The organism is Pseudomonas sp. Mb7 (genome assembly GCF_054790525.1).
The window spans coordinates 1313947-1326480 of record NZ_CP186501.1 but is presented as its reverse complement, the minus strand read 5'-3'; the positions used below and the strand labels follow the sequence as shown (position 1 = coordinate 1326480).

General features: G+C 60.5%; 7 protein-coding genes and 1 other RNA gene. 1 reads left to right on the top strand and 7 read right to left on the bottom strand.

Annotated elements, in window-relative coordinates; translation table 11 throughout:
• Nucleotides 1–204: 204 nt before the first annotated feature.
• Nucleotides 205–543, bottom strand: coding sequence for a YbaB/EbfC family nucleoid-associated protein (locus ACOYXH_RS06090; RefSeq protein ID WP_460063746.1), 339 nt, complete (start codon nt 541–543; stop codon nt 205–207).
• A 67-nt stretch (nt 544–610) separates the two neighbouring features.
• Nucleotides 611–2728 (bottom strand): DNA polymerase III subunit gamma/tau, encoded by a 2118-nt coding sequence (gene dnaX, locus ACOYXH_RS06085; protein WP_460410377.1) that lies wholly within the window; start codon nt 2726–2728, stop codon nt 611–613.
• Between the two features lie 145 nt (nt 2729–2873).
• On the opposite strand from dnaX, the gene ACOYXH_RS06080 reads away from it, so the two are divergent.
• Complete coding sequence (locus ACOYXH_RS06080) at nt 2874–3623, top strand: substrate-binding periplasmic protein (RefSeq protein WP_460410376.1); 750 nt, start codon at nt 2874–2876, stop codon at nt 3621–3623.
• Between the two features lie 211 nt (nt 3624–3834).
• Here the strand turns inward: ACOYXH_RS06080 and ffs are convergent.
• From ffs to smc, 5 genes are all read right to left on the bottom strand, one after another.
• An RNA gene (gene ffs, locus ACOYXH_RS06075) (signal recognition particle sRNA small type) lies at nt 3835–3931 on the bottom strand.
• Nucleotides 3932–4065: 134 nt separating this feature from the next.
• Nucleotides 4066–5229: a zinc-binding metallopeptidase family protein gene (locus tag ACOYXH_RS06070; RefSeq protein ID WP_095047727.1), complete on the bottom strand. Its 1164-nt coding sequence runs from the start codon at nt 5227–5229 to the stop codon at nt 4066–4068.
• Nucleotides 5230–5400: 171 nt separating this feature from the next.
• Nucleotides 5401–7758: an NAD-dependent DNA ligase LigA gene (gene ligA / locus ACOYXH_RS06065; protein ID WP_460063742.1), complete on the bottom strand. Its 2358-nt coding sequence runs from the start codon at nt 7756–7758 to the stop codon at nt 5401–5403.
• A 160-nt stretch (nt 7759–7918) separates the two neighbouring features.
• Nucleotides 7919–8782, bottom strand: coding sequence for a cell division protein ZipA (zipA, locus tag ACOYXH_RS06060; protein WP_034152851.1), 864 nt, complete (start codon nt 8780–8782; stop codon nt 7919–7921).
• 261 nt (nt 8783–9043) lie between these two features.
• Nucleotides 9044–12532, bottom strand: a complete 3489-nt coding sequence (gene smc, locus ACOYXH_RS06055) for a chromosome segregation protein SMC (RefSeq protein ID WP_116255236.1) — start codon at nt 12530–12532, stop codon at nt 9044–9046.
• Nucleotides 12533–12534: the final 2 nt, after the last annotated feature.

The following is a 12534-nucleotide window of genomic DNA, read 5'->3' as shown; positions in this document are numbered from 1 at the left end:
GTTTATTCAGTTGGCCGGGATTGATCGTTCCCATGCTCCGCGTGGGAATGCCGCAACGGACGCTCCGCGTTCGGCTCTGGACTTGGAACGCGGAGCGTCCCGGGCTGCATTCCCACGCAGAGCGTGGGAACGATCAGTCAGAAATAAAAATGCCAGGCGCGATGCCTGGCATTTTGTGTAGCTCATCTGCCGCCGGTTGGCGAATCAGAATGGCAGTTTCATACCGGCCGGCAGGTTCATGCCAGCAGTCATGTTGCCCATTTTGTCCTGACTGTTCTTTTCGATCTTGCGCACTGCGTCGTTGACGGCGGAGGCGATGACCGCTTCCAGCATTTCTTTGTCATCTTCGCTCATGCCTTCAACCAGGCTTGGGTCGATGCTCACGCTTTTGACGTCGTGACGACCGGTCATCACCACGGTGACCATATCGCCGCCGGCCTTACCGGTGATTTCGGCGTTGGCCAGTTCTTCCTGCATCTTGGCCATTTTTTCCTGCATCTGCTGTGCCTGCTTCATCAGGCCGGCCATGCCACCTTTCATCATGGGAATCACCTCAAAAGTACTTGGATCAAAACAGCGCCCGGCCAGCGAGGCCGGGCACCTTCAGTTATTAGCCTTGGGCGACCAAGGCATCGACAGGTTCAATAGTATCGTGTCGCACCACTGCGCCGAACTGCTGAACCATTTGCTGGATGAACGGATCGCCGTGGATCGACTCCTCCGCCTCGCGCTGACGGTTGGCGCGCCGACGGGAGGCGGCCTGCGCCGGGGTTTCCTGTTCGGGTTTGATCAGCTCGATGGTCAGGCTCAGCGTGCGACCGTGGAACTGGTTCAAGGCATCGTTGAGACGACGCTGCTGCGTGGCGTTGAACAGTGCGCTGTGCGCCGGGTCGAGGTGCATCAGCCAATGGTCGCCATCGACGGCGATCAATGTGCAATTGGCGGCGATGCTGCCCGTCATGCCGGAGATCGGCAGTTTCGGGAACAGCTCCAGCCACTGCAACGCTAAACCTGTGGCTGGCGCCGCTGCCGGCTCTGGCTCTGGTTCCGGGGCAGGCTCGGCAGCGTGTTCGCTGGCCAGTTCGTCGAGGTAGCTGTACGCCGAATCCATGTCCGGCTCGATGTAATCCTCATCCAGCGGCGGCTCGTCGTCCAGGTCCATGCCCGGGGTGGCGGCATCGACGTCGGCGACCGACGGCTCGGGAATCGGCGCGGCGGCCCACTCAGGCGCCTCCGGAACGACGCTGTCCGGGGTCGGCAGCGGCATCGGCGGCAACTCGGGTTGCTCGGCGGTGGTTTCCAGTACGGGCTCTACGGCTGGCTGCTGCGCAGGCTCGGGCTCGGGCTCTGGCTCTACCGGATCATTCCACGGTAAATCGACGACTGCTTCGGCGACGACAGCCGCTGGCGCAGGTTCTGGCTCGGCAACGGGAGCAACTTGAGCAACTTGAGCAACTTGAGCAACCGGCGCAGGCTCGGGAGCCGGTGCAGTTGCAGCCACCGGCGCAGGAGCAGGCGTCGGCCCAACCGCCGCAGCGACTACCGGCGCAGGTTTAGGCGCGGCAGCCACGGAGTTTGCGGAATCAACTGTGGCCTGGCTGATCCCCACTGGCTTTAGCGGTTGCCTCGGCGCGTCCGCGGTATCTGCCGGCCGGAAGGCGAGCATCCGCAGCAACACCATTTCGAAGCCACCACGCGGATCCGGCGCCAGCGGTAAATCGCGGCGGCCGATAAGGCCCATCTGGTAATAGAACTGCACGTCTTCGGCCGGCAAGGCCTGCGCCAATGCCAACACGCGATCGCGGTCGCCATGGCCATTGTCGACGCCTTCCGGCAACGCCTGAGCGATGGCCACGCGGTGCAGCACGTTGAGAATTTCGGAGAGCACGCCGTTCCAGTCCGGACCTTGTTCGGCCAAGTGACGCACGGCTTCGAGCAACGCCTTGGCGTCGCCTTCGATCAATGAATGCAGGACGTCATAGACCTGACCGTGATCCAGGGTGCCGAGCATCGCCCGCACGTCGGTAGCGAGAACCTTGCCCTCACCGAAGGCAATCGCCTGGTCGGTGAGGCTCATGGCGTCACGCATCGAACCGTCAGCGGCGCGACCGAGCAGCCACAGTGCATCGTCTTCAAACGGCACGTTTTCGGCAGTGAGAACGTGGGTCAAATGCTCGACCACACGCTCCGGCGTCATGTTCTTCAGCGAGAACTGCAGGCAGCGCGACAAAATCGTTGCCGGAAGTTTCTGCGGGTCAGTGGTCGCCAGGATGAACTTGACGTACGGCGGCGGCTCTTCGAGGGTTTTCAGCAGCGCATTGAAGGAATGGCTGGAGAGCATGTGCACTTCGTCGATCAGGTAGACCTTGAAGCGCCCACGGCTTGGCGCGTACTGCACGTTGTCGAGCAGTTCGCGGGTGTCTTCGACCTTGGTGCGGCTCGCGGCATCGATCTCGATCAGGTCGACGAAGCGCCCCTCATCGATTTCCCGGCACACCGAACACTCGCCGCACGGGCTGGAAGTGATACCTGTCTCACAGTTCAGGCATTTGGCAATGATCCGCGCAATCGTGGTTTTACCCACCCCACGCGTACCGGTAAACAGGTACGCGTGGTGCAGCCGCTGGCTGTCCAAGGCATTGATCAGAGCCTTGAGCACATGGGTCTGGCCGACCATTTCGCGGAACGAGCGCGGACGCCATTTACGTGCAAGAACCTGATAACTCATCGAAAACCGTCGCAACGAAGGAAGCTGAAGCGGCTAATGCTAGCGGAGCAAGGGCAAAATTGCATCCGGTGTCCTCGTCTAATATGGCTAAGCTGCATGAGCAGAGGCTTTTATCGGCTCGGGATCGGGAATTACCGGAGCGTTTATGCGGTGGGCCGTGGGGGCGTTGCTGGGAATCAGCCTGAATGTGACGGCAGCGGAAACCCCGTTGCGCTTCGCCATGCCCGACAGCTGGGCGATGCCGATGGTGCAATACGAACGCGGGCGACCCACGCAAGGCATTCTTTACGATCTGATGCTCAGCCTGGCCACGCAAGTCGGCGTACCGGCCGAGTTTCACGTCCTGCCCCGCGCCCGCGTGCAGAGCGCGATGGAACACGGCGAGATCGACGTGCGCTGCTATGCCGCACAGTCGTGGCTGCCGAATCAGTCGGGGGACTACATCTGGAGTCTGCCGTTGTTCTTCCAGCGCGATCTGTTGATCAGCCGCAAGGATCAACCTGCCAGCACTGACCCTGCGCACCTGCCCCGCCAGTCCATCGGCACCGTGCTTGGCTACACCTACCCGACTCTGCAACCGTTGTTCGACGCTGATCGGCTGCAACGGGAAGATGCGCGTAATCAGGAGCAGGTGCTGGAGAAACTACTGGCCGGGCGTTATCGCTATGCGGTGAGTAACCAGTGGACGCTGGACTGGTTTAATCAGCGGTTGATGCCTGAGCAGCAACTGCAAGGTGTCGCCGTGTTGCAGGAGCAGAAGGTGGGTTGCTATGTGCGCAATGACCCGAAGGTGCCGGTGGAACTGGTCTTGCGCACGTTGTTGCGGATGAAGATATCGGGGGAGATTGATGAGATTATCCGGCTCTACACCGGCCACTCCGACAACACCCCATAACCTTGTGGGAGCTGGCTTGCCAGCGATTGCGGATTTTCAGTCAAATAGATGAACCTGACACACCGCTATCGCTGGCAAGCCAGCTCCCACAGGGTCATCTTCAACAGGGGGAATATGTGTCGATTTGGCAAATCGCAGGCACAAAAAAACCGCAGTGGGCGAAACCCATGCAGTTCTGTTTGAAGCGTTCGATTGTTCGTTAAGGTGGTAACCCCACCAGCCACACCCCGGCACACAATGTTCCCGCTGTGGCTGCTGCCTTCCGGCTCTGACCAGGTTCACGGGTAATCGTTGCGGGGGGACCGATGGGGTCACCATAACGACGCTTGCCTGTCGGCGAGCCGCGCCATTGTACCTATCTGAAGCGAAGTTACAACCGTTGGTTGCAGATAAAAAATATGAACGGGCTCAAGGACATAAAGATCGCAGCCAGCGGCAGCGCCTACAGGGTCAGAACCTCATCCGCCCTGCCGCCCGCCTGCTGGATCACCAGATGAATGAAGTGCAGCTTGGCAATCGCCGGTGCCGGCAGCACGAACGGGTAGAAATCCGGCTGGCCCATGCTCCGTGACAGTTCATTGAGCATGCCGGCCAATTCGATCCACGCATTGACGAATGAGAGGAACGCCTCGCCGCCGGGATGCTCCGGGTCGTACAGCGTGCTGGGCGGAAACGGCTGGTAGTCGAAATCCATTTCCCGCGCGCTCATGCCAAAGCCCAACGCCGTGTCCACCGCATCCATCATGTGCAGGTAATGCGCCCAGGTTTCCGCCCAGTCTTCCCACGGGTGCATGGTCGCGTAGGCGCTGACGTAGTACTGCGGCCAGTCCTGCGGTGCGCCTTGTTGGTAGTGACGGTCCAGCGCCTCGGCGTAACTGGCGCGTTCGTCACCGAACAGGCTGCGGAATGAATCGAGCCAGGGGCCGTTGGCGATCAGGCGATCCCAGTAGTAATGGCCAACCTCATGACGAAAATGCCCGAGCAGTGTGCGGTAGGGTTCATGCATCGCCGCCCTCACCTGCTCGCGGTGGGCGTCGTCAGCTTCTTTGATGTCGAGGGTGATCAGGCCATTGGCGTGGCCGGTCATCGGCGCGTTGCCTTCGAGGTCGACGCCGATGAAGTCGAAGGCCAGCCCAGTGTCTTCATCAACGGTTTTCGGGATGACTTGCAGGCCGAGGGTGATCAGTTGAGCAACGAGGCGACGCTTGGCGATTTCGACTTTGCGCCAACGCTCAGGGTTGTCCGGGGCGGACAGGTCGGGGATGGTGCGATTGAGGCTGCAGGCGATGCATAGGCTGTCGTGTTCGTTGGCCGGCAGCAGCCAGTTGCACGCGGCGGCTGTGTCGAGGTTGGCGCAGCGGCGAAACAGTCCGGCCTCGGGGTCGGCATCGAGCGTCCAGGTGCCCTCATACGGCCCCGGTTGCAGCGAAGTCAGGCGACTTTCTTCGGCTTGATAACCAAGCAATGCGTTGCAGGCCAGACACTGGCTGTTACGAAAGAACAGCGACTGGCCGCAGCGGCACGGCCAGAGTTTGCTGTTGCGTGAGGATTCGCCCATGAACGGCGCGATGATGCGGGAACTGAGCTGCTCGAAAAAACGGTGCATGGCGATCTCTCCCTGGGGCTTGCCAAGACTAGATCATTCCCGTGACAACATCGTTCCCGCACTTTGCTGATCGTTCCAACGCTCTGCGTGGGAATGCATCCAGTGACGCTCTGCGTCACAGCGGACGCGGAGCGTCCGGGGTGGCATTCCCACGCGGGAGCGTGGGAACGATCAAACGTTCAGGCCATGGGTTTTGAGGAAGGCGATGAAGGTTTCTTCGTCCATCACTTTTACGCCCAGCTCATTGGCCTTGGTCAATTTGGAACCGGCACCGGGGCCTGCCACGACGCAATGAGTCTTCGCAGACACCGAACCCGCGACTTTGGCGCCCAGGCTTTCCAGATGCTCCTTGGCGACATCACGGCTCATCAACTCAACTTTGCCAGTCAGCACCCAAGTCTCGCCGGACAGCGGCAAACCTTCGACGACTTTCTTCTCGCTCTGCCAGTGCATGCCGAAATCGCGCAGTTGCTTTTCGGATTTCTCAGCCAGTTGCCGGTTCTCAGGCAGTGCAAAAAACTCGCGAACCGAATTGGCCTGCTTCTCCGGCAAGGCCTGACGCATGTCCAGCCAGTCAGCATTCAGCACCGCTTCCAGCGAACCGAACTTGTCCGCCAACTTCTGCGCGCCGCCCGGGCCGACCGAAGGAATGTGCAGCTTGTCGAGGAAGCCACCCAGCGTGGCGCTGGCGGCAAACTCGGCACCCAGCTCACCCTGATCCTGAATCTGCAGACCATGGCCCAGCAACTCAGCGATGACCTGCTGGTTATGCGCATCTTCAAAGAAGCTGTGAATCTCGTGCGCCACTTCCAGCCCCACATCCGGCAGATAGGTCAGCACTTGCGGCAATGCCTGCTGCACGCGTTCCAGCGAACCGAGCGAGCGCGCCAGCACCTTGGCGGTCTCCTCGCCGACATCAGGGATACCCAGCGCATAGATAAAACGCGCCAGCCCCGGCTTCTTGCTGTCTTCAATGGCCGCCAGCAGTTTGTTGCTCGACACCTCGGCAAAGCCTTCCAGATCGACGATGTCGTCGAACTTCAGCGCATACAGATCGGCCGGTGAACTGACCAGACCTTCGTCGACCAATTGCTCCACGCTCTTGTCGCCCAAGCCTTCAATATCCATCGCCCGACGCGAGACAAAGTGAATGATCGCCTGCTTCAGTTGCGCGCCACAGGCCAGTCGGCCCACGCAGCGATACACCGCGCCTTCGCTGACGGTTTCCTTGCCTTTACTGCGCTTGATCAGTTGCGTGCGCTCGACGTGCGAGCCGCACACCGGGCAGTTCTCTGGAATCTGCACCGCGCGCGCATTTTCGGGACGGCGATCCATGACCACTTGCACCACTTGCGGAATCACATCACCGGCGCGACGGATGATGACGGTGTCGCCGATCATCAGACCCAGACGGGCGACTTCGTCCATGTTGTGCAGCGTGGCGTTGGCCACGGTGACGCCGGCAACCTTGACCGGTTTCAGGCGCGCCACGGGCGTCACGGCGCCGGTGCGGCCAACCTGGAATTCCACATCGAGCAACTCGGTTAGCTCTTCCATCGCCGGGAATTTGTGCGCGATCGCCCAGCGCGGCTCGCGGGCGCGGAAGCCCAGCTCGCGCTGATCGGCAATGCTGTTGACCTTGAACACCACGCCGTCGATTTCGTAGGCCAGCGCGTTACGACGCTCGCCGATGTCGCGATAGTAATCCAGGCATTCGCCGATGCCCTTGGCCAGTTTCAGTTCGTGACTGATCGGCATGCCCCATTTCTGCAACTGCTTGAGGTTGCCGATGTGCGTGTCGGAAATATCGTGGGAAACCTGGCCGATGCCGTAGCAGCAGAATTCCAGCGGACGGTTAGCGGTGATCTTCGAGTCGAGCTGACGCAAACTGCCGGCGGCAGCGTTGCGCGGGTTGGCGAAGGTCTTGCCGCCGACTTCCAGTTGCGAGGCGTTGAGGCGCTCGAAACCGGCCTTGGACATGAACACTTCACCGCGCACTTCCAGGGTCGTCGGCCAGCCTTCGCCATGCAGTTTCAGGGGAATGTTGCGCACGGTGCGCACGTTGACGCTGATGTCTTCGCCAGTAGTGCCGTCGCCGCGCGTGGCGCCGCGTACCAGCACGCCGTCCTGATAAAGCAGACTGACCGCCAGGCCATCAAGTTTCGGCTCGCAGCTGTACTCCACCGCCGCCCCGCCACCGAACAGATCGCCGGCCGGCAGGTCCAGACCTTCGGTCACCCGGCGATCAAATTCGCGCATATCGGTTTCTTCGAAGGCGTTGCCGAGGCTGAGCATCGGCACTTCGTGACGCACCTGGGTGAACGCGGTCAGCGCCACGCTGCCGACGCGCTGGGTCGGCGAGTCGCTGGTGATCAATTCCGGGTTGGCCGCTTCCAGCGCTTTGAGCTCGTGGAACAACCGGTCGTACTCGGCGTCCGGAATGCTCGGCTCGTCGAGGACGTGGTAACGGTAGTTGTGCTGATCGAGTTCAGCGCGCAGTTCAAGAATGCGGTTTTTGGCGGCGGTCATGGGTGTTCTCTCAAAAAGCAAAAGAGCAGCCGAAGCTGCTCTAATTCATCTATCTCTGGCAGCAGAAGCAAAAGATCGCAGCCTTCGGCAGTTCCTACAGACATCGCAATCCTGTAGGAGCTGTCGAGTGAAACGAGGCTGCGATCTTTTGATCTTGGCCTTAGCGCTTCTGGGTCAAGGCGCGACGTTCGAATTCGACGATGCGCTGACGGTAGTGCTCGATGGTCTGCGCGGTCAGGACGCTGCGCTGGTCATCTTTCAGTTCGCCGTTCAATTCCTGCGACAGCTTGCGGGCTGCAGCCACCATCACGTCGAAGGCTTGCTTCGGATGACGCGGGCCTGGCAGGCCGAGGAAGAAGCTTACCGCCGGGGTGCTGAAATGGTCGATGTCGTCCAGATCAAAGATGCCCGGCTTGACCGCGTTAGCCATGGAGAACAGCACTTCACCGTTGCCAGCCATGCTTTCGTGACGGTGGAAAATATCCATCTCGCCGAAACGCAGACCGCTTTCGAGAATGTTCTGCAACAGCGCCGGGCCTTTGAAGCCAGCGGCATCACGGCAGATCACGCTGATGACCAATACTTCTTCAGCTTGCGGCTGATCCTTGTCGGCCATCGCCGGCGCAGGCTTGCTGTCTTCAACGAAATCGTTGTCACGGCTGCTGAAGCTCGGGCCGCCGTCCAGATCCAGATCGAGGTTCAGGTCACCCTGCGCCGGACCGTTGCTGCCACGCTTGCCACGTTTCGAACCGGATTCGCGAGGCTCGCGTGCTTCGCGGGCCGGCATGCTCACCGACGGCAGGTCGTGTTCGTCCAGTTGCGGCTCTTTGTGAGTGTCCAGCACGCGAGCCGGGCCCAACAGCTCAGCGCTGGTGTCCTCGTCCGGCAGGTTGGACAGACTTCGGTCAAGACGGAATTTCAGTTTTCCCTTGCCGCCGCGCATACGGCGCCAGCCATCGAAAAGAATACCGGCTATCACAATGATGCCGATGACGATCAGCCACTCGCGCAGACCGATTTCCATGTAATCCCGTGCCTCTATAAAAAATGCTGAAAAATAAGGGGTTTACATTGTGCAAACCGCTTTAAAACGTGGCGCCAACTCTATGTTCTGACAGGCGTTTTGCCCACGTATACGAAAAATTGACATTAAACTAGCACGACCAAAGACAACTTTACACCGTCTGTCTCATTTGGCTTGCGCGAATATGTCGATTGGCCAGCAAGTCGCAGTTGGTAAAAAAGTCCTACAGACCTGAATTACCTTTTCCGACACCACGCTGACTCAGGCGTCCACCATCGCCATCGCCTCCTCGACATCCACGGCTACCAGTCGCGAACAACCCGGTTCATGCATCGTTACGCCCATCAACTGCTCGGCCATTTCCATGGCGATCTTGTTGTGGGTGATATAGATGAACTGCACGGTCTGCGACATCTCTTTGACCAAGCGTGCGTAGCGTCCAACGTTAGCGTCATCCAGTGGCGCGTCAACCTCATCAAGCATGCAGAATGGCGCCGGGTTCAATTTGAAGATGGCAAAAACCAGTGCCAGTGCGGTCAGGGCTTTCTCCCCGCCGGAGAGCAAATGGATGGTGCTGTTCTTCTTCCCTGGCGGCTGCGCCATGATCGTTACCCCTGTATCGAGTAGATCTTCGCCCGTCAGTTCCAAATACGCGCGCCCGCCACCGAAAACTTTCGGGAAAAGCGCCTGTAAACCACCATTGATCTGATCAAAGGTATCTTTGAAGCGGTTACGGGTTTCCTTGTCGATCTTGCGAATGACGTTTTCCAGGGTCTCCAGCGCTTCGACCAGATCGGCGTCCTGGGCATCCAGATAACGTTTACGCTCGGACTGTTGCGTGTATTCATCGATGGCCGCGAGGTTGATCGCACCCAGGCGCTGAATCCGCGCGTTGATGCGTTCGAGTTCTTCTTCGGCTTCGCGTTCACTGGCTTGTGCGGTTAATGTCGCGAGCACGCCGTTAAGATCGTAGCCGTCCTCGAGCAACTGATCCTGCAAAGCCTTGCGGCGCACGGTCAGGGCTTGCCATTCCATGCGTTGCTGTTCGAGTTGGCCGCGAATCAACTGCGATTGCTGCTCGGCCTGAGTCCGGCGCTTTTCCGCGTCGCGCAATTCGCGATCGGCATCTTCCAAAGCGATCTGCGCGGTCTTCAGTTCTTCATCGACGGTCATGCGCTTGTCGAGCAGTTCTTCGAGTTTCAGGCGCAGCTCTTCCAGCGGTGCCTCGCCCTCCTCCAGATTCAGACTCAACTGTTCGCGCTTTTCAGTCAGGCGCTCGGCCTGCATTTCCAGACGCTCCAGCGCCTGACGCGTGGAGTCATGCTGCGCGCGCAACGAGCCAAGACGCACGGCCAATTGATGCGCGTGATCCTTGTGCTGGCGCGCTTCCTGACGCACCCGGTCAAGGCGTTCGCGCAGGCTGTCGCGCTGGGCCAGCAGCAACTCGCGCTGCTCGGTGTCCAGCGCCATGGCATCCAGCGCTTCCTGCAATTGCATCCGCGCTTCGCCGATCTGTTCGTGCTCGAGTTCGCGTTGTTCGCCGAGCTCGACCAGCTCTTCATCGAGACGCGTGCGGCGCAGCGTCAGCTGTTCAGCCTTGGCTTTGCCAGCGGACAGCTGCGCTTTCAATTCACCTTGCTGGCGCGCTTCGTCTTGCAGCAAACGGCGCAAATGTTCGCGGCCGTTTTCCTGCTGACGCTGTTGCGCGCGCAGGGTTTGCAGACGGGTTTCCATAGCCTCGACCGTGGCTTCTTTCTCTTCGCGTTCGAGATGCAGCGCTTCGATTTCCTGGCCCCGGGCGAGCATGCCGCTCTCCGCTTCGCTGGCCCTGCGCACGCGCAGGAAGTGCCGGCCGACCCAGTAACCGTCGCGGCTGATCAAGCTCTCGCCGGCGCTCAATTGCCCGCGCAAGGCCAAGGCCTGCTCGAGGCTGTCGACCGGCTTGACCTGACCGAGCCACGGCGACAGATCGATCTGCGCGTCGACCTTATCGAGCAAGCTGCCGGCGACGCGCACGCCATCGCTGGCCGGGCTGAGCAGGCGCAGATCGCCCTGAGTGAAACCGGATAAATCGAAGCCGCTGAAGTCGTCGACCAGCACCGCTTGCAGGTCGGCGCCGAGCACGGTTTCCACCGCCAGCTCCCAACCGGCCTCAACCTTCAGGCCTTCGGCCAGACGCGGACGCTCGGCGAGGTTGTGTTCTTTCAGCCATTCGGCAGTGCCGGTGCCCGGATCGAGCGCAGCTTGCTGCAAGGCTTCAAGGGAAGCCAGACGACCGTTGAGGCGCTGCAAATCACCCTGCGCCTGTTGCTGCGCGGTCAGCGCTTGCTGCAACTCCTGACGCAGTTGTTCAAGCTTTTCGACCTGCGCTTCTTCGCTGGTCTGCAAATCTTCGAGGGTCGCTTCGGACTCGGCGAGCTGCTCGTTGAGTTCCATGATCGCCGCGTCTTCCGGGTCAGCCGAAAGCAGCGCGCGCTCTTCACCGAGACGCTTTTGCCGATCAGCGAGACGCTCCATGCTGGTTTCCAGCTGCTGGATGCGCGACTGCTGCACTTCAGCCTGACGGCGCGGTTCGGCGGCGGTCAGGTTGAAGGCGTCCCACTGCTCCTGCCAGCCGTGCATGACCGATTCGGAATCTTCCAGCGCAGCGGCGGCTTCCTCGGCGGCAGCGCTGGTGACTTCCTGCTCAGGGGTGAGCATGTCCAGCTCTTCGCCGAGGGTCAGCAGCAACGTGCGGTCGTGGCCCAGGTGTGATTCGGTTTCGAGGCGTGCGCGCTCGGCTTCTTTCAAGTCGTCCTGCAACTGCCGCAAGCGTTGCTGGCCGTGCTGGATGCTCTGCTCGACGCGGGCGATGTCGCCGCCGACCGAATAGAAGCGCCCCTGCACCAGATTGAAGCGTTCGGACAGGTCATGGTGACCGTCGCGCAGACGTTCGATGGCCGCATCGGCATTGCGCTGCTCAGCGACCAGCGCTTCGAAACTGATTTCCTGGGTGCCGATGATCGACTCGCGCTGGCCGACCTGTTCGTTGAGATCCTGCCAGCGCAGGGCTGACAGTTGTGCCTTGAGCTGACGCTCCTCGGCTTTAAATTCCTGATACTTCTTCGCCGCTTCGGCCTGGCGGTGCAGGCGCTCGAGCTGACGCTCCAGCTCATCGCGCAGGTCGGTCAGACGCGCGAGGTTTTCGTGGGTGCGGCGGATGCGGTTTTCGGTCTCGCGGCGGCGCTCTTTATATTTCGAGATGCCGGCCGCTTCTTCGATGAAGTTGCGCAAGTCTTCCGGCTTGGATTCGATCAGCTTGGAGATCATCCCCTGCTCGATGATCGAGTAACTGCGCGGGCCCAGACCGGTGCCGAGGAAGATATCGGTGATGTCGCGACGCCGGCATTTGGTGCCGTTGAGGTAATAGGTGGTCTGGCTGTCGCGGGTGACTTTTCGGCGAATCGAAATCTCGGCGTAGGCGGCGTACTCGCCCAGGAGCGTGCCGTCGGAGTTGTCGAAAACCAGCTCGATACTGGCCTGACTCACCGGTTTGCGGCTGGTCGAGCCGTTGAAGATGACGTCGGTCATCGACTCGCCACGGAGGTTCTTCGCCGAACTCTCGCCCATCACCCAGCGTACGGCGTCGATGATGTTCGACTTGCCGCAACCGTTCGGCCCGACGACCGCCGCCATGTTACTGGGGAAGTTCACCGTGGTCGGGTCGACGAAGGATTTGAATCCCGCCAGTTTGATGCACTTGAGCCGCACGC